Below are 21,552 nucleotides of genomic sequence, written 5' to 3' on the forward strand. Positions count from 1 at the left end.
CGTAGCCCGTCGGGGCGTAGCGCAGCCTGGTAGCGCGACGGTTTTGGGTACCGTAGGCCGGAAGTTCGAATCTTCTCGCCCCGACCATCGCCCAGGCCTTTCCCGATCATGGACCAATCACCGTTGCTGATGGCTTGTGCCCCCGGCACATGCAAAGCTGAATTTTACCCGCGCATGAACCTTTCCTAAGGAAAAATCGACAGTCCAAGCAACCAAGCTTGCTGTGGACAGGTCTGCCAATCCAACCCAGCTTGCAGAACCATGTTTGGAGAGGGTGTTCAGCCAACGACACGGCGCCGGAAGGTGCCACGCTGACGATCACCCAGATCAACGGGCAGGACGGGGTGGCAGGCGACGGCGTGACGCTGGTGTCGGGAACCGTGGTGACGGTCAATGGCGACGGGACACTGACTTTTGATACGTCGGGCAGTCTTGGGATCTCACCGGGCCGCTTTCGCACGACATCAGCCGGGGGTTTTCCTGACCGAAGGGCAGGGTTTCCATCGCCGCTGGTTGTTCGGGCCTGCTTGTCCCCGCCCTTCCTGTCAGGCGGCCTCGACGCCGCCTTCGGTCAGGGCCATGAGAAAGGCGATGCGGGCCGTGTCGTCGGGAAGGCTGCCTTGCAGGGCGCCGATGCAGGTGTTGATGGCTTCCCTATAGGCGGGGCCGTCGAATTTCTGCCACCAGCTATCCAGCACCATCAGCGCGTCCAGCGTGCTGTCGATCGCGATCAAGCCGTCAGTCTCGTGAACGAAATGCACTGGCTGGGACCACATGCCTTTGCCTCCGCGCATGATAATCCCGGGATAACCGGCGCTTGCAGCATTGGTTCCGGCGTTTTGCGCGATTTGTTCAAACCCGCTGCCGCGGGATCCTGCCTGCCGCCTACTCCGCCGCCTTGACCGCCATCGGGTTGTTCGGATGGGTCGTCCAGTTGGCATAGGGGCCGCGCCGGATTCCGGTGCGCAGGTCCATTTCGCCCACGGCCAGTTCGCGCATGTCGATGCAGTTTTCCACCGGGCAGACATCCAGGCACAGGTTGCAGGCCACGCATTCCTCCTCGATCACCTCGAAGACGCGGCCGGGCTTCATGGCGATGGCCTGGTGGCTGGTATCCTCGCAGGCGGCATAGCAGCGGCCGCACTTGATGCACAGATCCTGGTCGATGCGGGCCTTGGTGACATAGTTCAGGTTCAACTGGTTCCAGTCGGTGACGTTGGGCACCGCGCGGCCGATCAGGTCCGACATGGCCATATCGTGGCTGTCAAGGTAATCGCGCAGGCCCGAGATCATTTCCTGCACGACCTTGAAGCCATAGGTCATGGCCGCCGTGCAGACCTGCACCGTGCCCGCGCCAAGCGCCATGAATTCCGCCGCGTCGCGCCAGGTCGTGACCCCGCCGATGCCGCTGATGGGCAGGCCGTAGGTTGCGGGATTGCGCGCGATCTCGGCCACCATGTTCAGCGCGATGGGCTTGACGGCGGGGCCGCAGTATCCGCCATGCGCGCCCTTGCCGTCGATGGTGGGCTGCGGCGCGAACAGGTCCAGATCGACGCTGGTGATGGAATTGATCGTGTTGATCAGGCTGACGGCATCGGCCCCGCCGCGCATCGCGGCCTCGGCCGGTTTGCGCACATCGGTGATGTTGGGCGTCAGCTTCACGATGCAGGGCATCCGCGAATACTGCTTGACCCAGCGGGTCACCATCTCGATGTATTCGGGCACCTGGCCCACGGCGCTGCCCATGCCGCGTTCGGACATGCCGTGGGGGCAGCCGAAGTTCAGTTCGACCCCGTCGGCGCCGGTATCCTCGATCCGCGCCAGGATGTCGCGCCAGGATTGTTCGTCGCAGGGGACCATCAGCGAAATGACCAGGGCGCGGTCGGGATAGTCGCGCTTGACCGACTTGATTTCCCGCAGGTTCACCTCGAGCGGGCGGTCGGTGATCAGTTCGATGTTGTTGATCCCCAGCACGCGGCGGTCGGGACCGTGGATCACGCCGTATCGGGGGCCGTTCACGTTGACGACGGGCGGGCCTTCGGACCCCAGGGTCTTCCACACCACGCCGCCCCATCCGGCCTGGAAGGCGCGGCGGACGTTGTATTCCTTGTCCGTGGGCGGGGCGGATGCCAGCCAGAACGGGTTGGGGGACTTGATCCCGACGAAATTGCTGCGCAGGTCGGCCATGATGATGTCTCCTCAACCGGGAAGCTCGACCGGGCGGCCGGTCAGATGGGCGTCGATGTCTTCGGCGGCGTCGCGGCCCTCGGCCACGGCGGTGACGGTCAGGTCGTCGCCGCCTGCGGCGCAGTCGCCGCCCGCCCAGACACCGGGGATGCTGGTGCGGCCGGGGCCGGCGATGCCGATCTTGCCGCCGTCCAGCGCCAGGGTTTCGGGCACGCCATCCAGCCGCTGGCCGATGGCGCGGAAGACCTGGTCGGCCTTCAGGCGGAAGCGGTCGCCGGTCAGGCGCAGGCCGCCGTCGGGGTCGATGGCGGTATAGGCGAACTCGACCTCGACCACGGCGCCGTTGCCGTGGATCTTCACGGGGGCGGCGTTGCAGATGATGCGGACCCCGCTGCCGGTGGCATGGTCCTGTTCGTGGCGGCTGGCGCCCATCTGCGCCTGGTCGCGGCGATAGACGATGGTGACGTTTTCCGCCCCCAGCAGTTTTGCCTGCACGGCGGCGTCAACGGCGGTCATGCCGCCGCCGATCACCACCACGTCGCGGCCCACGGGCAGGGTGGCCAGGTCGCTGGCCTGCCGCAGGTCGCGGATGAAGCTGACCGCGTCCAGCACGTTGCGCCGTTCCTCGCCCTCGGCGCGCAGGGCGTTGACGCCGCCAAGGCCCATGCCCAGGAACACGGCGTCGTATTCCGTCCGCAGCGATTCAAGGGTTATGTCGCGGCCAAGCCGCTGGTCGTGGCGCAGGGTGATGCCGCCGATGCCCAGCAGCCATTCGACCTCGGCCTGGGCGAAACCGTCCACCGCCTTGTAGCTGGCGATGCCGTATTCGTTCAGACCACCGGGCTTGGGGCGTGCCTCGTAGATCGTGACATCGTGGCCCTTGGCGGCCAGCCGATGCGCGGCGGACAGGCCCGCCGGTCCCGCGCCGACCACGGCGATGCGCTTGCCGGTGGGGACGGCGCGGCGGAACGGATGCGCGCCCTGCGCCATCAGCCCGTCGGTGGCATAGCGTTGCAGGGCGCCGATGGCGACCGGCTTGCCCTCGGCCTCCATGCGGACGCAGGCGCCTTCGCACAGGGTCTCGGTCGGGCAGACGCGGCCGCACATGCCGCCCAGGATATTGGCGTGAAAGATCGTCATTGCCGCCGCGTCCGGCGTGCCGGTGGCGATCTGGCGGATGAACAGCGGAATGTCGATGCTGGTCGGGCAGGCCGTGATGCAGGGCGCATCGTGGCAGAAATAACAGCGGTCCGCGGCGACGCGCGCCTCGTGGTCGGTCAAGGGCGGGGCGACATCGGCGAAATTCGCCGCCAGCTCATGGGGCGTGAGGCGGCCGGGAACGACTCCGGGCGCCAGTCTTGCTTGGGACATTTACGTCTCCTGGCTCACCTGTTGGCAGGAATCAGGCTGGCACAGGGCCGATTTTTTATCAAATGGTAAAACTTCGCCGCGATACGTTTTGCGAAAATTTCAGGCAGGCAGGTCCAGGATGGCCGCCAGCCCGCCAAGGCGCGACCGTTCCAGCCGCAGGCCGCCGCCATGCAGCGCCGCCAGATCGGCCACGATGGCCAGCCCCAGGCCGGACCCGGACGCGCCGTGTTCGTCCAGGCGGCCGCCGCGAATCAGGGCCCGGGGGGCGTCGGTCTCGGCCATGCCGGGGCCGTCATCCTCGATGCGGATACACAGGCCACCGGCCTGCGCGACGGTGATCGCCAGGCGCGCGCGGCCCCATTTGACCGCGTTGTCGCACAGGTTGCCGATCATCTCCTCCAAATCCTGACGCTCGCCCGCGAAGGCAATATCGGCGGGGCAGTCGATGTCGGCAGTCATGCCCTTGTCCTGCATGGGCCAGCGCAGCACCATCAGGATGTCGTCGATCACCGGGCGCACCGGGGTGCGCTGGCCCAGGGCGCGCGGCCCGGCGGATCTGGCCCGGCGCAAGTGCCAGCCGATCAGCCGGTCCATGCGGGTGATCAGCGCCTGGCCCTTGTGACCGGCGGGCAGTTCGTTCGCCAGCGCGGCCAGCGGCGTCTTCAGCGAATGGGCAAGGTTGCCCAGATGCTGGCGCGACCGGGCCAGCAGGGCGGCGTTCCCGTCCAGCGCCGCGTTGATCTCGGCCACCAGGGGGCGCAGTTCGGTGACGGGGGGCGGGGTCAGGCGGTCCTTCCCGCCCGCGCGCACACGGCCCAGGTCGCGGCGCACCTGGTCCAGGCTGTGCAGCCCGGCGGTGACCTGGACAACGCTGGCAAGGGCCGTGACCACGCCCAGGACGGCCAGAGCGATCCCCAGGGGGCGGCTGATCTGGCGCAGGCTGTCGTCGATCTGCCCCTGCGGCGCGGTCACGATGGCGGCGACGGGCGCATCGCTGCCGGGCAGGCTGACCTGCCGCCGCAGCACGCGCAGGGCCGCGCCGTCCGCGCCGACGCCCTTGCCGCCCGCGAAATCGCCCGGGGGCGCCTGCAAGCGCCCGTCCAGCAGCGACCCCGACCGGGCGATCACCGCGTCCCCGGCCTGGACCTGCCAATACCAGCCCGTCAGCGGCAGGTCGAAGCGCGGATCGGCGGGGGGGTCGTCCAGTTCGACCTGGCCATCCTCGCCCGACTCGACAGCGGCCAGCAGGGCGTCGGCAAAACCGGCGGCTTCGGCATCGAAGCGGCCGGTGACGAAATCCTCCAGCAGGGCCGAGATGAACAGGAAGGCCGCCAGCAGCGCAGCCCCCAGCCAGACGGCGGCCAGCAGCAGCAGCCGCCCCCGGATGGACCGGATCATGCGGGGGCCCGCAGCAGATAGCCTTCGCCCCGCCGCGTCTCGATCACGCCATCGCCGACCTTGCGGCGCAGGCGGCCGATCACGACCTCGATCGACTTGAAGTCGCGGTCGGCGCCTGCGTCATACAGGTGGTCGGACAGCTCCGAGCGGCTGACGATGCGGTTCTGGTGGTGGATCAGATAGGCCAGGATGCGCTGCTCGAACGCGGTGAGCTTCAGCGCCACCCCGTCGCGGGTGATGACGCCAAGCTGGCCGTCCAGCACCAGCGAACCCGCGCGGATCACGGGCCGGGCATGGCCCGCCGCGCGGCGGATCAGGGTCTGGCAGCGCAAGACGACCTCGTCCAGGCGAAAGGGTTTCACGGCGTAATCGTCGGCCCCGGCCCGGAAGCCCGCCACCTTGTCGGTCCAGTCGCCCCGCGCGGTCAGGATCAGGACCGGCATGGTCAGGCCCGCGTCGCGCCAGCGGGTCAGCACCTCGATCCCCGGCATCCCGGGCAGGCCCAGATCCAGGATCGCCACGTCATAAGCCTCGGTCGCGCCCAGGTATTCGCCCTGCGTGCCATCCGCCGCGCAATCGGTGACAAAGCCCGCATCTGCCATGGCGGCGGCAAGCTGGGCCGACAGGACGGGGTCGTCTTCTACGATCAAGGCGCGCATCGGTCGGTCCTTATTCCTGCGCCGCACGGCGCGCGGCAAGCTGGCCCCGGCCCGACACGGACAGGAACCGCCCGGTCCGCGCGTCGATGCGGATGTCCAGCAGGTCGCGCTGCGGGGTCACAAGGCGGAACTGATAGACCAGTTCCGCGCCCAGGTCGCGTTCCTCGGGGCGCGGGGGGCGGGTGTCGGCGGCCAGCAGCCGCCCGGCATAGCGTTCCGCGACTTGGGCCGCGACCTGGTGCAGGGGCAGGGGGCTGAACTGGTCGATCACCTCGGGCGCGAGTTCCTGCGCCTGCGCGGGGGCGCAGAACAGCAGGCACAGGGCAAGGGCGCGGATCGGGATCATGGGGCCATCATAGCGGCGCGATCCCAAATGGAAACCAAACGGGTCATTGGCGATTGGTTCGGCAACAGGTTGGTAAACCATGATTCGTCAGGGCGTTCTTGCCGCCCGATGAAATGAAAGGGATTATGATCATGCGCAAATTCACCACTTCGGCCGCCATGCTGGCCTTGATCGCCGGGATCGGCACGGGCGCCATGGCGCAAACCGCCCCCGCTGCGGGCGACCTGCCCGCGCCGCTGGCGGGGCTGAACCTGAACAACCTGCGGGTCGAGACCAAGCGCGACGGCATCCGCGAGGTCGATGGCCGCACCGCCGACGGCGTCGATATCGAGGCCAAGATCGACATGGCCGGCAACCTGGTCGAGGTCGAGGCCGACGGCGGCGTCCTGCCGCAGGCGCTGCTGGATGCCATGGTCCCGGCGGATCTGCGCGGGCAACAGGTGATGACGCTGTTCGGGTCGATCACCGAGATCAAGCAGCGCCCCGAGCATGTCGAGGTCACCGGCCGCCAGCCCACGGGGTCCGAGATCGAGGCCCGGTTCGACCGGCAGAACACCCTGGTCGGGGTCGAGGTGGACGACGCCGCGATCCCCGCCGATCTGGTCGCCACGCTGCTACCCCAGGCGGTGCGCGACAACGAGGTGATCGGCCAGTTCGACCGCATCGAGCAGATCATGACCCGCGACGGCCGGGTGATGGTCGAGGGCGAGGATGCGAATGGCGAGAACATGCGCGCCGAGTTCGATGCCGACGGCCGCGTGCTGCGCTTTGGCCGCGAGGAGGGCAGGGGTCCGAAAGGCGACCGCCCGGGCGAGGAACGCCGCGGCGATCGCGGCCCCGGCAAGCACGGCGACCGCGGCCCTCGGGCGGCCGAGCATGGCCCCGGCGATCATGGCCCGCGCGGCGAGGGTCCGCGTGGCGAAGGTCCGCGTGGCCCCGCGCCGATCCCGGCCGATTTCGACGCCGTGGCCGTCAACCGGGCGCTGACGCAGGCGGGCTACAAGGATTTCGGCTTTCTGCGCACGGAAGGCCCGCGCCTGATGCTGGAGGCGACCAACCCGCAGGGCGAGGCGGTGACGCTGGAACTGGACCCGCGCGGCGAGGTGATCCGCGAGACCGCGCGATAAGCAAGGCAAAGGGGGCGGGCGACCGCCCCCTTTCGCCATCAGGCGATATAGCGGTCCTTGCGGTGGTTCACCGCGATGGTCAGGTTCAGGATCAGCGCGCCCAGGAAGCTCCACCCCACCGTCACGGGGTCGCGCAGGGTCAGGGCCACCAGGAACAGGACCGCGTCGAAGGCAAGCTGCACCCACCCGGCCCGGAAGCCGGTGGCGTCCTGGACATAAAGCCCCACGATCCCGATGCCGCCCAGGGATGACCCATGCCGGAACAGCGCGATCAGCCCCACGCCCGTCAGGCAGCCCACCAGCACCGCGCCGACCGCCGGGTGGACCGCGCCGAATTGCAGGTGGCGGGGCAGGATCATCGTCAGCGCGGACAGGATCGCCACCGCCATGAAGCTTTTGGCGACAAAGGTCGGGCCAAAGCGTTTCCAGCCCAGCCAGTAGAAGGGCAGGTTGACGGCAAAGAACACCGGCCCGAAGGACCAGCCGGTGCCGTAGCAGATCAGGATCGCCAGACCCGCCGTCTGCCCCGTCACAAAGCCCAGATGCGTCAGCAGGACCACGCTGACGGCGGCCATGAAGCTGCCGAAGGCGATGCCCTGGGCGTCGTCGGCAAAGCTGTGTCTGGGGGGCGGCAGGCTCATGGGCGCTGCTATGGCGCGCGGCGTTTCGGCTTGCAAGGGAAGAAGGGGGGCTGTCTGCCCCCCATCTCCTTCGGAGATTCCCCCCGAGGATATTTCCGTGAAGAAGAAGCCTAGTCGAAGGCGCGGTCGGTGATCATGTGGGTGAACGCGCCTTCCGGTGCTTTCGAGATCACCGGATCCGACCCGCCCGCCATCAGCGTGTCCACGGTGCGCTGATAATCGGCCTCGTCCAGGACGCCGGTGCTGCCTGCGGTCAGCTTGCCGATTTCCTTGACCATGCGGACCTGGTGGTCCAGCGTCTGCGCGCCGGTTTCATCATTGTCCAGCACGATCTGGGCGGCTTCCTCGGGGTTTTCCTCGGCGTATTTCCAGCCTTTCATGCTGGCGCGGACGAAGCGGACCAGATCGGTGACCTTGGCCTTGTCCTCCAGCGTGCTTTCCAGGACGTAAAGGCCGTCTTCAAGGGTGGCGACGCCCTGGTCCTCGTATTTGAAGGTCACCAGATCCTCGGGGGCGATGCCCGCGTCCAGCACCTGGCCGTATTCGTTATAGGTCATGGTGCTGATGCAGGCCGCCTGCTTTTGCAGCAGCGGATCGACGTTGAAGCCCTGCTTCAGGACCGTGACGCCGTCCGGCCCGCCCTCGGTGGACAGGCCAAGCTGGCTCATCCAGGACAGGAAGGGGTATTCGTTGCCCGAAAACCAGACGCCCAGGGTCTTGCCCTTGAAGTCGGTCTTGGGGTCCGCGATGCCGCTTTCCTTGAGGCAGGTCAGCATCATCCCCGACGCCTTGAAGGGCTGCGCGATGTTGACCAGTGGCAGGCCCTTTTCGCGCGCGGCAAGCGCCGCGGGCATCCATTCGACGATCACGTCCGCCCCGCCGCCCGCCAGCACCTGCGTCGGCGCGATGTCCGGGCCGCCGGGCAGGATGGTCACGTCCAGCCCTTCCTCCTCGTAGAAGCCCTTGTCCTTGGCGACATAGTATCCGGCGAACTGCGCCTGCGTGACCCATTTCAGTTGCAGGGTCAGTTCCTGCGCCTGGACTGCGCCGCCTGCCAGCATCAGGGCGGTTCCCAGCATCAGTGTCTTCATCTTCCCTCTCCTGTGTTGGGGCTTACCCCCGTTGACGGCGCTGCGACGGGTGCCAGAACGTCACCTTCTTTTCGATCAGCGCCACGATGCCATAGAACAGCGACCCGGCGATGGCCGCCACAAGGATTTCCGCCCAGACCAGCGGCAGATCCAGGCGTCCCACGGCGGTCGAGATCCGGAACCCCATGCCCCTGGTCGGGCTGCCGAAGAATTCCGCCACGATGGCGCCGATCAGGGCCAGCGTGGTGGTGATCTTCAGCCCGTTGAACAGAAAGGGCATGGCGGCGGGCAGGCGCAGCTTCCACAGGCTGGCCCCATAGGGCGCGGCCCAGGTCGCCATCAGGTCGCGCTGCATGGGGTCCGTTGCGGCAAGGCCCGCCACCATGTTGACCAGGATCGGGAAGAACACCATGACCACGACCACGGCGGCCTTGGACTGCCAGTCGAAGCCGAACCACATCACCAGGATCGGCGCGATGCCGACGATGGGCAGGGCGGCGACGAAATTGCCGATGGGCAGCAGGCCCCGTTGCAGAAAGGGGCTGCGGTCGATGGCGATGGCGGTCAGCACGGCGGCAAGCGCGCCGATCAGCCAGCCGGTCAGCGCGCCTTTCAGGATCGTCTGCACGAAGTCTGTCCACAGGATCGCCGTGTTTGCCGCGAAGCTGGCGCCGATCTGGCTGGGCGCGGGCAGGATCACCGGCGGGACGGCATAGATGCGCACCGCCATTTCCCACAGGACCAAGGCGGTGGCGCCGAAGATCAGCGCAACCGCCAGCCGGGTCGCACGGGTGTCGAAGCGCGCCAGCCAGGTGTTCAGCGCCATGGCCCCCAGCCAGACCGCGATGATGGGCAGGGCGCTTGTCATGCCAACCCCATGCGGCGCAGGGTCAGCCGTTCCAGCGCGCCGATCAGCATCACCAGCACGGCGGCGAGGATCGCGGCGGCGAACAGCGCCGACCAGATCTGCACCGTCTGCCCGTAATAGCTGCCCGACAGCAGCCGCGCGCCAAGGCCAGTGGTTGCACCTGCCGGAAGCTCTCCGACAATCGTGCCGACCAGGGCGGCGGCAATGGCGACCTTGAGGCTGGCGAACAGATAGGGCAGCGAGCTTGGCAGCCGCAGCCGCCAGAAAACCTGCGCGCGGCTGGCGTTCCAGCTGTGCATCAGGTCCAGCTGCATCGCGTCGGGCGTGCGCAACCCCTTGACCATGCCGACCAGCACCGGAAAGAAGGACAGCCAGGCCGCGATGATCGCCTTGGGCAGCAGGCCGGTCAGCCCCATGCTGGCAAAGACCACGATCACCATCGGCGCGATGGCCAGGATCGGCACCGTCTGGCTGGCCACCGCCCAGGGCATCACCGACTGGTCCATGGCGCGGTTGTGGACGATCCCCACGGCCAAGGCAATTCCCGCCACGGTCCCGATGGCAAAGCCCGCCAGGGTCGCCGACAGCGTGACCCAGCCATGCCAGACCAGGCTGCGCTTCGAGGTGATCTTCTGCCCCGCGATCCCTTCCCACAACCCTGCGGCGACCTGATGCGGAGCGGGCAGCACGGGGCGTTCCAGCGTCAATGTCTGGCGGATCAGGTCGGCGGTGGTCAGCACGGTATCGGCTCGTGCTGCCTGATCGCGAACCCAGGGCGCGTTCATCCAGACCGCCGCCCCATACCAGATCGCGACGATTGCCAGCAGCACGGTCAGGATGGGCAAGCCGCCCCGTAGGGTAGGGTTCACCCCACCACCCGCAGACGCGTCAGTCATAGCTGTGCCCCTCGCGCAGCCCTTCCCGGACCTGCTGGGCGAGCGCAATGAACTCGGGCGTGTCGCGGATCTCCAGCGGGCGGTCGCGGGGCAGGGGGCTGTCGATCACCCGCGTGATCCGCCCCGGACGCGGCGACATGACCACGATCTTCGTGGACAGATACACCGCCTCGGGGATGGAATGGGTGACAAAGCCGATGGTCTTGCCGGTCTTCTTCCACAGGTCCAGCAGCGCCTCGTTCAGGCGGTCGCGCACGATTTCGTCCAGCGCGCCGAAGGGCTCGTCCATCAGCAGGATGTCGGCGTCGAAGGCCAGCGCGCGCGCGATCGAGGCCCGCTGCTGCATCCCGCCCGAAAGCTGCCAGGGATACTTGCCCCCAAAGCCGGTCAGGTCCACCAGATCCAGAACCCGCTGGGTCCGCTGCGTGCGGTCGGCGCGGGAAAAACCCATGATCTCCAGCGGCAGGCTGATGTTCCCGGCAATCGTCCGCCAGGGATAAAGCCCCGGCGCCTGGAAGACATAGCCATAGGCCCGCTTGCGCCGCGCCTGATCGGGGGTCATTCCCGCCACCGCCAGCGTCCCGGCGGTGGGCGTTTCCAGCGCCGCGATGGTGCGCAGGAAGGTGGTCTTGCCGCAGCCCGAAGGCCCGATGAAGCTGACGAAGTCGCCCTGGTTGATGGTGAGGGATACGTCTTTCAGCGCATGGACGGGGCCGTCGGCGGTGGGGAAGGTCAAGGAAACGTCGCGGGCCTCGATGGCGCTCAAGTCACACCCCGCTCGCCGGAATGCCCGACCGCTCCACCGGCCTTGGCGCGGTCAGTTCCTTCCAGGCCGAGAGCGCCCGGTTTACCGTCCCGCGCGGTTCACGCGCGACGAACTCCCCATGCCCCTCACGCGAATCCAGCGTGCCGTCGTCCACCGCCACATGCCCGCGCGTCAGCACATAACGCGGCAGGCCCTTGACCCGCTGCCCCTCGAAGACGTTGTAATCAATGGCCGATTGCTGGCTGCCTGCCGTAATCACTTTCTCCGCCTCCGGATCCCAGACCACCAGATCGGCATCCGAACCCACCAGCACCGCGCCCTTCCGGGGATACATCCCCAGGATCTTGGCGATGTTGGTCGAGGTGACGGCCACGAATTCATTGGGCGTCAGCCGACCGGTCGCCACGCCATGCGTCCACAGCATCGGCATCCGGTCCTCCAGCCCCCCGGTGCCATTGGGGATCTTGGTGAAATCGCCCACCCCATAGCGTTTCTGGTCCGTGGTAAAGGCGCAATGATCCGTCGCCACCACCGACAGCGACCCCGATTGCAGCCCGGCCCACAGGCTGTCCTGGTGCAGCTTGTTGCGGAAGGGCGGCGACATCACCCGCCGCGCCGCATGGTCCCAGTCGGGGTTGAAATACTCGCTTTCGTCCAGCGTCAGGTGCTGGATCAGCGGTTCCCCCCAGACCCGCTTGCCCTGTGCGCGGGCGCGGCGGATCGCCTCGTGGCTGTCCTCGCAGGACACATGCACCACATACAGCGGCACGCCCGCCATGTCGGCCACCATGATGGCGCGGTTGGTCGCCTCGCCCTCGACCTGCGGGGGACGGGAATAGGCGTGCGCCTCAGGGCCGGTATTGCCTTCGGCCAGCAGGCGGGCCGAGAGTTCCGCCACCACGTCGCCGTTCTCGGCATGGACCAGGGCCACGCCGCCCAGGTCGCCCACCCGGCGGAAGCTGGCGAACAACTCGTCGTCGTTCACCATCAGCGCGCCCTTGTAGGCCAGGAAATGCTTGAAGCTGGTGATGCCGCGATCCACCACCGCCTGCATTTCATCGAAGACCTGCTGGTCCCACCAGGTCACCGCCATGTGGAAGCTGTAGTCGCAATGCGCCCGCCCCGACTTGTTGTCCCACATCTGCAACGCGTCCAGCAGCCCCTGCCCGGGCGAGGGCAGGGCGAAGTCCACCACCATCGTCGTCCCGCCTGCCAGCGCCGCCCGCGTGCCGCTGTCGAAATCGTCGGCGGAATAGGTGCCCATGAAGGGCATCTCCAGATGCGTATGCGGGTCGATCCCGCCGGGCATGACCAGGCAGCCTGTGGCGTCCAGCACCTTGCCGCCGGTCAGCCCCTGGCCGATGGCCGCGATCCGCCCGCCCTCGACCAGCACGTCGGCCTTGTAGCTCAGATCGGCGGTGACGACCGTTCCGCCGCGAATAACCGTGCTCATCGTCGTCCCTTTCACTTTGGTCCAAATATCCCGGGGGTCCGGGGGCTGGCCCCCGGCCTTCGCTCTCAGCGCAGCACCTCGGCCGCATCCAGCACGGCGTGCAGCAGCACATCCGCCCCCGCGCTTGCCCATTCCGGGCTGATCTCCTCGGCCTCGTTATGCGACAGCCCGTCCACGCAAGGGCACATGATCATCACCGTGGGCGCCACGCGGTTGATCCAGCAGGCGTCATGCCCCGCGCCCGACACGATGTCCCTGTGGCTGTAGCCCAGCCGTTCCGCCGCATTGCGGACCTTTTCCACCAGCCCCGGATCGAAGGCCACCGGGTCGAAATGCCCGACCGGCTCGATGGCGATCCCAAGGCCCAAGTCGGCGGCGATCCTTGGCGCTTCCTCCTCCAGCCGCGCGCGCATGGCGTTCAGCTTGGCGAGATCCGGCGAGCGGAAATCGACGGTGAAGACCGCGCGGCCGGGGATCACGTTGCGGCTGTTGGGATACACATTCGCCTGGCCCACCGCGCCCACGGCGTCGGGCTGGTGGTCCATGGCGATGCGATGCACCAGTTCAATGATCCGCGCCATGCCAAGACCCGCGTTCACGCGCATGGACATCGGCGTCGATCCGGTATGGGCATCCTTGCCGGTCAGCGTCACCTGCAGCCACCACAAGCCCTGGCCGTGGGTCACGACGCCGATCTGCTTGTTCTCGGCCTCCAGGATCGGGCCTTGCTCGATATGGTATTCAAACATCGCGTGGATGCGGCGGTCGCCCGGCGCCTCGGTCCCGCGCCAGCCGATGCGGTCCAACTCGTCCCCGAACCGCTTGCCATCCGCATCCTCGCGGCTGCTGGCGTAATCCTCGGTCAGCACGCCCGCGAAGACGCCCGAAGCCAGCATGGCCGGGGCAAAGCGCGTGCCTTCCTCGTTCGTCCAGTTCACCACGACAATGGGACGGCGCGTGGTGATTCCCATGTCGCGGATGGACCGGATCACCTCCAGCCCCGCCAGCACGCCCAGCACGCCGTCGAACTTGCCCCCGGTCGGCTGGGTGTCTAGGTGACTGCCGATATAGACAGGGTCGAGGTCCGGCTCGGCCCCCTCGTGGCGCATGAACATGTTGCCCATCCGGTCAAGGCCCATGGTCATGCCCGCGTCCTCGGCCCACTGGCGGAACAGGGCGCGCCCTTCCGCATCGGCGTCGGTCAGGGTCTGGCGGTTGTTGCCGCCCGCCACGCCGGGGCCGACCCTCGCCATCTGCATCAGGCTGTCCCACAGCCTTTCGCCATCGACCTTCATGTTGGCAGCCGGAACCAGCCCACTGGCGTCGGTCATCTGTCGTCCTTCCTGTCTGGCCGCCCCGTTCTGGCGCGGGGTCGGCTTGATCGGTGCATGGCGGGGCGTCTGGCGGCGAGGCGGCCCTGAACCCCTTCCTTTATTGACCAAATGGTCAGGAACACGCTAGCACGGGGCGGGTTTCAGTCAAGCATCCAGAAGAACGCGGCAGGATCCGATGCCCAAAATCGCGCCATCTGCCAGGACAAGGCCCCAGACATGACGGACCAGCCCGACGCCCCCCTGACCCGCATCCAGCAGAAGAACCGCGACCTGATCCTGGAAGGCGCGCTGACCGCCTTTTCCACCAACGGCTTTCGCGGCGCCACCGTGGACCAGATCGCCGAGGCCGCGGGCCTGTCCAAGCCCAACGTGCTGTATTACTTCGCCTCCAAGGACGACATCCACAAGACGCTGCTGACGACGCTGCTGGACATGTGGCTGGCGCCGATGATCCGCATCGACCCGCAGGGCGATCCGCTGGCCGAGGTTCTGGGCTATGTCCGCGCCAAGCTGGAACTGTCGCGCCGCTTTCCCCGCGAAAGCCGGCTGTTCGCCTATGAGATCCTGCAAGGCGCGCCGCACCTGACCGAGATCCTGGGCGGCAGCCTGCGCCAGATCGTCGATACCGCCGCCGCCATCCTGGGGGCCTGGATGGACCAGGGGCGGCTGGCGCGGGTGGATCCGCATCACCTGATCTTTTCCATCTGGGCGCTGACCCAGCACTACGCCGATTTCGACGTGCAGGTGCGGGCCGTGCTTGGCCCCGGGCACGATCCTTTTGTCGAGGCCGAGCCCTTCATCGAAAGCCTGTATCGCAAGATGCTGGCGGTCTAGCCCGGCTGCTGGCCCAGCATCGCGGCCGCGGACTGGATCAGGGACAGGTTCTCGCGCGCGGTGGCGATGAAGTCGTCGACCTCGCCGCTGGCCCAGGCCTTGGTGGCGGCGTTGGTCGCGGCGACGATGGCGGCGGCCAGGATCTCGATCTGGGCGGGGCGGGCGTCGGGGCAGCGGCGGCGCAGCAACTCTCGCATCTGGGCGCGGCGCGACAGCATGGTGGAATTGCGCAGCGCGTCCAGCTTGGGGTCGGTGTCCGACAGCGCCAGGATATGGACCAGCAACTCGCGTTCGTCCAGGAAGCGGGACAGATGCGCGGTGATCAGGCGGTCCAGATCCTCGATCAGCGTGGCCGTGCCCGCGACGAACTGCTGGGATGCCTCGGCGGGATAATCGGGCGGCGGGCCCATCATCGCCGCTTCCTTGTAGGGATAGTAGTTGAAGAAGGTGCGGGTGCTGATCCCCGCTTCCCGGGCAATCGCCTCGGTCGTGACGTTGGCCAAGCCGTCGCGCACTGCCAGCTGGACCGCCGTCGCCTGGATCTTCTTGGCGGTTCGGTAGCGGCGCGTCGTATGCGGCATCATGCGGCCTTTTGTCTTGTGCTGGTCGCCGGATCTTTCTGCACCGACCCGTCTTCGTCAAGACGCATCCCGCGTTGCGGATCCCACGTCACCCACGCAAAAGGCGCCGCGCGCACGGGGGCGAGCGGCGCAGGGTCAAGCGAACCGGGTCTGGGGCTGTTCAGGCGCCCCAGCTGCGAACCGGACCGCAGTCCATGTGGACGAAGTTCGAGCGCGAATACTTGCCCACGCCCCCGGCGCGGCAGGACGCGGCGGCATTGTACATCTGCCCGACCGAGCGCGACTTCAGCCGCAGGTCGGCGGCCTTGCCCACCATGTGCAGCGAATTGCGCGCCACGCCCGAGGACGACCGGCGCAGCATCGCGTTCGTTCGCGGCGAGCGATAGCCCGACAGCATCATGTAGGGTTCATTGGTCTGCAGCAGCCGGTGAGAGGCCGCGGCCACATCGACCGTGCGCGGGTCGATCCCGATCACCTCGCCCGTGCGCCAGTCGCGCATGAAGATGTTGATCTCGTTCAGGGCTTCGCGGACGTATTTGCCATCGACCCAATACACGGTGTCGAGGCTTTCGCCGGTCCTGCCCGAATACATGCGGATGCGGCGCATGTCGCCCGCGCCGCGAAGGAAACCGAAGGCGTTGGCCATCACGGGCGCTGCCGCCACGGTTGTCGCCGCAAACACACCCAGGATGCCGCGACGCGAAAGAAGGTCGAGTGTCATGTCAGATCGCCTGTCCCATTTCGTCTTTTGTCCGCCACATCCCCTGCGGCGCCACCAAGGTTATCCCCGGCTGCTTAACAATATGTCAAAAGACCGGGCGCTCAGAAACAGATTCCTGCCGTCGAAAGATGTATATCCAGAAGGTTAGGCAAAATCCTGCCGATGCAAGCCCGGTGTTGCGAATGCGTCCCGCTGCTGTGGCTTGGCTGCAACCATCCGCCCTTCGCGGCCGTCCGGCAGACTGCATCTTCTGGCGAATGCCCTGTTCGGATGGCAGATTTGGGTCAAGACCGGGCGGGGTGATCATGAACGGCTTGAGGCTGCTTGCTGCTATTCTTCTGATTTCAGGAGCTCAATCGGCGGTTGCGCAGCCGCAGGCTGGGCTTGCGCCGTCCGTTGGTGTTGCCGCCGCACCACGCCTGCATTTCACCGCGCCCGAGATGGCGCTGGCCCGGGCGGCGGCGGACAACCCCGATCTTGCCGCCTATTACGGCACCCACGGGCTGCAACCCGTGTTCATGGGGCCGCAGGCCGCACTGCGCCGTGATGCGCTGGTCCGGGCCATCGCGACCGCCCCGGCGCATGGCATTCCGGCGGGCCGTTATGCCCATACGGCGCTGTCCGGCGAGGCCAGGGACGTTGCGACCGAAGTGGGGCAGGCGCGAATCCTGGCGCGATACCTGCGCGACATGACGGGGGGCGTGGTCCGCCCCGCCCGCGTCGATCCCCTGATCAAGCGAGAGGTCAGGCGCCCGCCCATCGACCGGCTGATCCACGACTTTGCCCGGGCCCCGGACCCCGCGCGCTTCCTGCTGGACCTCCAGCCGCGCCACCCGGCCTATCTGGCGCTGCAACGCGCGCTGCCGGGCGGCGAGGCGCTGGCCGTTCCCCCAAGCCTTCCCCGCATTCCCGAGGGGATGTGGCGGACCGGCGCGCGGGGCGAAGGCGTGGCGGCCCTGCGCGCCCGCCTGGACAGCATCGGCTTTGCCGCCCCCGCCCCCGACCCGCAGGCCTTTGACGCGGCCCTGGCCGATGCGGTCGCGCGCTATCAGAAGGCTGTGGGCCTGCCCCCGGACGGGGTTGCGGGGCCCAAGACCATCCGCCACCTGAACGGCGACATGCCCGACGATGCCCGCAGCCGCGCCATCGTCGTGGCGCTGGAGCGGATGCGCTGGATGGCGGGCGAGGATCTGGACGCCCGCCATGTCTGGGTCAACATCCCCGAATACACCGCCCGCATCATGGAAAACGGGGCCGAGGTGTTCAAGACCCGCGTCGTCGTGGGCAGCACCGAACATGACCGGCAGACGCCCGAATTCTCGGACCAGATCGAATATGTCGTGGCGAACCCGCGCTGGAACGTGCCGCGGTCCATCACGGTCAAGGAATACCTGCCAAAGCTTCAGGCGAACCGCAACGCCGTGTCCCATATCGACGTGGTGGACGGGAACGGCAACGTGATCGCGCGCGACCGGATCGACTTTGGCCGCTATACGGCGGCGAATTTCCCCTATCGGATGCGGCAGAAACCCAGCGACGACAATGCGCTGGGGTTGGTCAAGTTCATCTTTCCGAACCCCTGGAACATCTATCTGCACGACACGCCGACCAAGCACCTGTTCGGCAACGCCATGCGCGCCCGTTCGCATGGCTGCATCCGCATCGGCGATCCGTTCGACCTGGCCCATGCGCTGCTGTCGAAGCAGACGGACGACCCGCAGGCGATGTTCCAACGGGCGCTGGATCGCGGCAAGGAAAGCTGGCTGAAGCTGACGCCGCCGGTCCCGGTGCATCTGGTCTATTTCACCGCCTTCCCCGACGCCGACGGCACCATCCGCCGGTTCGAGGATGTCTATGGCCGCGATGCGTTGCTGTATGACGCGATCCAGAAGGCCGGGCTGGATTCATAGGCCCGGAAGGTCTAAGTCGCTTTCCGACAAAGGGGGCGACCATGGCAATCACCATCCGCGAATTGGCGCAGGCGCTGGACGCCCAAGGCTGGGGCGACCTGGATCTGCGGGTCACGGGCGCGTCCGAGCCTGCCGCGACAGGGCCGGTGGGGCCAGAGGGAGGCGTGATCGCCCTGGCGATGTCGCCCAAATACGCCGAGACGCTGAAGCCCGGCAGCATCGCCATCCTGGCCCAGGGCATGGACCCCGAGGCCCTTGGCCTGAAGGCCGCGATCTTTGCGCCGCGCCCGCGCCTGCTGATGGCGGGGCTGACGCGGGCCTTCGATCCCGGTCCCGGCATCGCGCCGGGCATCCATCCGACGGCGGTGATCGACCCCTCGGCCCAGGTGGGGCAGGGCGCGGCCATCGGCCCCTTCGTGGTGATCGGCGCGGATGTGCGGATCGGGTCGGGCGCGCGGATCGGGCCGCATGTCTCGATCGGGCGCGGCACGCGGCTTGGCGATGACGCGCTGATCCACGCGGGCGCGCGGATCGCCCATGGCGTGACGGCGGGCCACCGGCTGATCGTGCAATCGGGCGCGGTGATCGGCGGCGACGGCTTTTCCTTCGTCACGCCCGAGGAGTCGGGGATCGAGGAAATCCGCCGCACCCTGGGCACGCGCAAGGGCATCAAGCAGCAGCACTGGACGCGCATCCATTCGCTGGGCGGGGTGGAAATCGGCGACGATGTGGAAATCGGCGCCAATGCCACCATCGACCGGGGCACGATCCGCGCGACCCGCGTCGGCAACGGCACCAAGATCGACAACCTGGTGATGCTGGGCCACAACGTCGTGGTGGGCGACGACTGCCTTTTGTGTTCGCAGGTGGGCATCGCCGGGTCTTCCAGGATCGGCAACCGCGTTGTGCTGGCGGGCAAGGTCGGCGTCAGCGACAACATCGAGGTGGGCGACGACGTGATCGCGGGCGGGGCCAGCAAGATCTTCACCCGCGTTCCGGCGGGCCGCGTCATCCTGGGCAGCCCGGCCGTGAAGATGGAAACCCAGATGGAGATCCAGAAGGCCATGCGCCGCCTGCCGCGTTTCGCGCAGCAACTGGCAAAGCTTCAGGAAACTGTTACACGACTGTTGGAAAAGGGCTGAGCAGGAGGCTTCATGACCGACCAGATCAGAGACCGCATCACCGCCATCATCGCCGAACAGGCCATGCTTGAACCCGACCAGATCAGCGACGATTCGACCCCCCAGGATCTGGGCATCGACAGCCTGGGGCTGGTCGAATCGATCTTCGCGCTGGAGGAGGAGTTCGACATCTCGATCCCCTTCAACGCAAACGAGCCCGACAAGTCGGATTTCGACATCTCGACCATGGGCACCATCATCGCGGCCGTGGAACGGCTGGTGGCGCAGAAGGCTGCATGAGTCCGAAGACATCTGGCAAGACGGCCGAAACAGCGCCTGCGCCCCCCGCAAACGGGCTGCGGCGCGTGGTCATCACCGGCGCGGGCACGATCAACGCCCTGGGCCATGACGTGCCGACGACGCTGGCCGCCTTTCGTGAAGGGCGCTGCGGCATCGGTCCGCTGGAGTTCCGCGACGTGGACCGGCTGTCGATCCAGATCGGCGCGCAGGTCCATCCCTGGCGGGCCGAGGATTACTTCAACCGCCAGCAAATCCTGCTTTACGACAAGTTTACGCAATTCGCGCTGCTGTCGGCCAAGCAGGCGGTGGCGCAGTCGGGGCTGGATTTCCAGGGCGCGCTTGGTTTGCGGTCGGGCGTGGTGCTGGGCACCGCCGGGGGCGGGCTGAACACCTGGGATGAAAATTACCGCACCGTCTATGAGGAAGGGAAGAACCGCGTCCATCCCTTCGTCGTGCCGAAGCTGATGAACAACGCCGCCGCCAGCCATGTCAGCATGGAATTCGGGTTGCGCGGCCCGGCCTTTACCGTGGCGACCGCCTGCGCCAGTTCCAATCACGCGATGGGCCTTGCGTTCCAGATGGTGCGGTCGGGCGGGGCGCAGGTCATGCTGACCGGGGGGTCCGAGGCGATGCTGTGCTTTGGCGGCGTCAAGGCCTGGGAAGGCCTGCGCGTCATGTCCAAGGACGCCTGCCGTCCCTTCAGCGCCAACCGCAACGGCATGGTCCAGGGCGAGGGCGCGGGCGTCTTCGTCTTCGAGGATTACGACCATGCCCGCGCGCGCGGCGCCGACATCCTGGCCGAGGTGGTGGGATTCGCCATGTCGTCCGACGCGCAGGACATCGTCATGCCCTCGGCCCAGGGGGCGGAACGCGCGATCACGGCGGCCTTGCAGGACGGGGGCCTGAACCCCGAGGACGTGGGTTACATCAACGCCCATGGCACCGGCACGGCGGCCAATGACAAGACCGAATGCGCGGCGGTGGCCCATGCCTTCGGGCACCATGCGGACCGGCTGATGATGTCGTCTACCAAGGCGATGCACGGCCATGTCATCGGCGGCACCGGCGCGGTGGAGCTGCTGGCCTGCATCATGGCGCTGCGCGACGGCGTGATCGCGCCCACCATCGGCTATCAGGAGGCCGACCCCGAATGCGCGCTGGACGTGGTTCCGAACGAGGCGCGCGAGGCCCGCGTCGATGCCGTGCTGTCCAACGCTTTCGCCTTTGGCGGGCTGAACGCGGTGATCGCGCTGCGCCGGGTCTGATGCCAGGTCCGATGAGGGCATGAAAAAACCGCGCCCGGGTGGGGCGCGGTCCCGTATCCTGCCGCCTTGAATCAGTTGGCGGGGGCAGCCTGCGGCGCGGGGACGGCCTGGGCCGCCACCTCGTCGGCATAGGCCGACAGCGCGTCAAAGGCCGCGGTAAAGCCCGACAGCGACAGCTTCAGCCGGACCGGGTTCTCGCGGTTGCCGCCGAAGGGCAGCAGGGTCAGCGTCGCCTCGCTTCCGCGCTTCAGGGCGTCAAGCTCGGCCTGGGTGAAGCCCAGGCGGGACACGCAGCCGACCGGGGCGCAGAAGCTGAAGGGATAGCCCCGCGCCTCGCCCTGGCCTACGGCAAAGCCCAGACCCTGGATCAGGTCGGTTTCCAGGGGCGCCACCAGCGTCGCGCCCGCCGCCACGTCCTTGTTGTTCTTCAGCGGGATCAAGGTCATCTCGGCGACCGAGTTGCCTTCGCCGTCCTTCAGCAGCTGATACAGCTCGCAGGGATCCTTGCCCTGTTCGGCCTTCAGGCAGCGGGTGGTCCAGTCCTGGGTGGTGGACTTGACGTAATACTGGCCGACCTGCGGTTCCGCATTGGCGGGCGCTGCGGCAGGGGCGGCGGCGCCGTCTGTGGCGGGGGCGGCGGCAGGCGCGTCAGCCGCGGGGGCCTCGGCGGCGGGGGCCGGTGC

Annotated in this window: 22 protein-coding genes and 1 tRNA gene; 7 read left to right on the top strand and 16 right to left on the bottom strand. The window is 67.6% G+C overall.

The features are described from left to right. Positions 1-10: 10 nt before the first annotated feature. Positions 11-87, top strand: a tRNA-Pro gene (locus JX613_RS14490). 458 nt (positions 88-545) lie between these two features. Here the strand turns inward: JX613_RS14490 and JX613_RS14495 are convergent. The 6 genes from JX613_RS14495 to JX613_RS14520 all read right to left on the bottom strand — a co-directional run bounded on the left by JX613_RS14495 (position 546) and on the right by JX613_RS14520 (position 5,961). Further along, complete coding sequence (locus JX613_RS14495) at positions 546-776, bottom strand: DUF982 domain-containing protein (RefSeq protein WP_207102178.1); 231 nt, start codon at positions 774-776, stop codon at positions 546-548. Between the two features lie 109 nt (positions 777-885). After that, on the bottom strand, positions 886-2,187 hold the full coding sequence (gene preA, locus JX613_RS14500; protein ID WP_207102179.1) for an NAD-dependent dihydropyrimidine dehydrogenase subunit PreA: 1,302 nt from the start codon (positions 2,185-2,187) through the stop codon (positions 886-888). 12 nt (positions 2,188-2,199) lie between these two features. Next, on the bottom strand, positions 2,200-3,558 hold the full coding sequence (locus JX613_RS14505; RefSeq protein ID WP_207102180.1) for an NAD(P)-dependent oxidoreductase: 1,359 nt from the start codon (positions 3,556-3,558) through the stop codon (positions 2,200-2,202). Between the two features lie 99 nt (positions 3,559-3,657). Then, complete coding sequence (locus tag JX613_RS14510) at positions 3,658-4,956, bottom strand: ATP-binding protein (protein WP_207102181.1); 1,299 nt, start codon at positions 4,954-4,956, stop codon at positions 3,658-3,660. Continuing rightward, complete coding sequence (locus tag JX613_RS14515) at positions 4,953-5,615, bottom strand: response regulator transcription factor (RefSeq protein ID WP_207102182.1); 663 nt, start codon at positions 5,613-5,615, stop codon at positions 4,953-4,955. Before JX613_RS14515 ends, JX613_RS14510 begins: the two co-directional genes overlap by 4 nt. A 10-nt stretch (positions 5,616-5,625) precedes the next feature. After that, on the bottom strand, positions 5,626-5,961 hold the full coding sequence (locus JX613_RS14520; protein ID WP_207102183.1) for a PepSY domain-containing protein: 336 nt from the start codon (positions 5,959-5,961) through the stop codon (positions 5,626-5,628). Between the two features lie 131 nt (positions 5,962-6,092). Here JX613_RS14520 and JX613_RS14525 point away from each other — a divergent pair, with 131 nt between their 5' ends. Next, on the top strand, positions 6,093-7,088 hold the full coding sequence (locus JX613_RS14525) for a DEAD/DEAH box helicase family protein (protein WP_207102184.1): 996 nt from the start codon (positions 6,093-6,095) through the stop codon (positions 7,086-7,088). A 38-nt stretch (positions 7,089-7,126) separates the two neighbouring features. Here the strand turns inward: JX613_RS14525 and JX613_RS14530 are convergent, their stop codons facing one another. The 7 genes from JX613_RS14530 to JX613_RS14560 form a co-directional block, all read right to left on the bottom strand. Then, positions 7,127-7,729 carry a YitT family protein gene (locus JX613_RS14530; RefSeq protein ID WP_207102185.1) on the bottom strand — a complete coding sequence of 201 codons (603 nt, stop codon included), beginning with the start codon at positions 7,727-7,729 and terminating at the stop codon, positions 7,127-7,129. 110 nt (positions 7,730-7,839) lie between these two features. Further along, positions 7,840-8,820: an ABC transporter substrate-binding protein gene (locus tag JX613_RS14535; RefSeq protein WP_207102186.1), complete on the bottom strand. Its 981-nt coding sequence runs from the start codon at positions 8,818-8,820 to the stop codon at positions 7,840-7,842. 22 nt (positions 8,821-8,842) lie between these two features. After that, positions 8,843-9,646 (bottom strand): ABC transporter permease, encoded by an 804-nt coding sequence (locus tag JX613_RS14540; protein ID WP_237168590.1) that lies wholly within the window; start codon positions 9,644-9,646, stop codon positions 8,843-8,845. Between the two features lie 38 nt (positions 9,647-9,684). Further along, complete coding sequence (locus JX613_RS14545; protein WP_207102188.1) at positions 9,685-10,584, bottom strand: ABC transporter permease; 900 nt, start codon at positions 10,582-10,584, stop codon at positions 9,685-9,687. Further along, positions 10,577-11,350 carry an ABC transporter ATP-binding protein gene (locus JX613_RS14550; protein WP_207102189.1) on the bottom strand — a complete coding sequence of 258 codons (774 nt, stop codon included), beginning with the start codon at positions 11,348-11,350 and terminating at the stop codon, positions 10,577-10,579. The genes JX613_RS14545 and JX613_RS14550 overlap by 8 nt, the downstream gene beginning before the upstream one ends. Before the next feature lies 1 nt (position 11,351). Continuing rightward, positions 11,352-12,803, bottom strand: coding sequence for a dihydropyrimidinase (gene hydA, locus JX613_RS14555; protein WP_207102190.1), 1,452 nt, complete (start codon positions 12,801-12,803; stop codon positions 11,352-11,354). A gap of 65 nt (positions 12,804-12,868) precedes the next feature. Further along, positions 12,869-14,134: a Zn-dependent hydrolase gene (locus JX613_RS14560; protein WP_207102191.1), complete on the bottom strand. Its 1,266-nt coding sequence runs from the start codon at positions 14,132-14,134 to the stop codon at positions 12,869-12,871. A gap of 219 nt (positions 14,135-14,353) precedes the next feature. Between JX613_RS14560 and JX613_RS14565 the strand changes: the two genes are divergently transcribed. Then, positions 14,354-14,971, top strand: coding sequence for a TetR family transcriptional regulator C-terminal domain-containing protein (locus tag JX613_RS14565; protein WP_207102192.1), 618 nt, complete (start codon positions 14,354-14,356; stop codon positions 14,969-14,971). On the opposite strand, the gene JX613_RS14570 is transcribed toward JX613_RS14565, so the two are convergent. Together JX613_RS14570 and mepK are read right to left on the bottom strand one after the other, a co-directional pair. After that, positions 14,968-15,552, bottom strand: a complete 585-nt coding sequence (locus JX613_RS14570; RefSeq protein ID WP_237168587.1) for a TetR/AcrR family transcriptional regulator — start codon at positions 15,550-15,552, stop codon at positions 14,968-14,970. The two genes, JX613_RS14565 and JX613_RS14570, sit on opposite strands and share 4 nt — an antisense overlap. A 160-nt stretch (positions 15,553-15,712) precedes the next feature. Continuing rightward, a complete protein-coding gene (gene mepK, locus JX613_RS14575; protein WP_207102194.1) occupies positions 15,713-16,273 on the bottom strand; it encodes a peptidoglycan L,D-endopeptidase MepK in 561 nt (186 codons plus the stop codon). Positions 16,274-16,713: 440 nt separating this feature from the next. On the opposite strand from mepK, the gene JX613_RS14580 reads away from it, so the two are divergent. Genes JX613_RS14580 through JX613_RS14595 form a run of 4 tightly spaced genes read left to right on the top strand, consistent with a single transcriptional unit; the run spans position 16,714 to position 20,869 of the window. Beyond that, on the top strand, positions 16,714-18,183 hold the full coding sequence (locus tag JX613_RS14580; protein WP_237168588.1) for a L,D-transpeptidase family protein: 1,470 nt from the start codon (positions 16,714-16,716) through the stop codon (positions 18,181-18,183). A gap of 41 nt (positions 18,184-18,224) precedes the next feature. Next, positions 18,225-19,325, top strand: a complete 1,101-nt coding sequence (lpxD, locus tag JX613_RS14585; RefSeq protein WP_207102196.1) for a UDP-3-O-(3-hydroxymyristoyl)glucosamine N-acyltransferase — start codon at positions 18,225-18,227, stop codon at positions 19,323-19,325. Between the two features lie 12 nt (positions 19,326-19,337). Continuing rightward, positions 19,338-19,604 (top strand): acyl carrier protein, encoded by a 267-nt coding sequence (locus JX613_RS14590; RefSeq protein WP_207102197.1) that lies wholly within the window; start codon positions 19,338-19,340, stop codon positions 19,602-19,604. A 56-nt stretch (positions 19,605-19,660) separates the two neighbouring features. Beyond that, positions 19,661-20,869, top strand: coding sequence for a beta-ketoacyl-[acyl-carrier-protein] synthase family protein (locus tag JX613_RS14595; protein WP_207102201.1), 1,209 nt, complete (start codon positions 19,661-19,663; stop codon positions 20,867-20,869). Between the two features lie 71 nt (positions 20,870-20,940). Here the strand turns inward: JX613_RS14595 and JX613_RS14600 are convergent. Next, a partial coding sequence (locus JX613_RS14600; RefSeq protein ID WP_207102198.1) for an invasion associated locus B family protein occupies positions 20,941-21,552 on the bottom strand: 612 nt, incomplete at its 5' end.

Source organism: Paracoccus shandongensis (genome assembly GCF_017315735.1).
GTDB classification, from domain to species: Bacteria; Pseudomonadota; Alphaproteobacteria; order Rhodobacterales; family Rhodobacteraceae; genus Paracoccus; species Paracoccus shandongensis.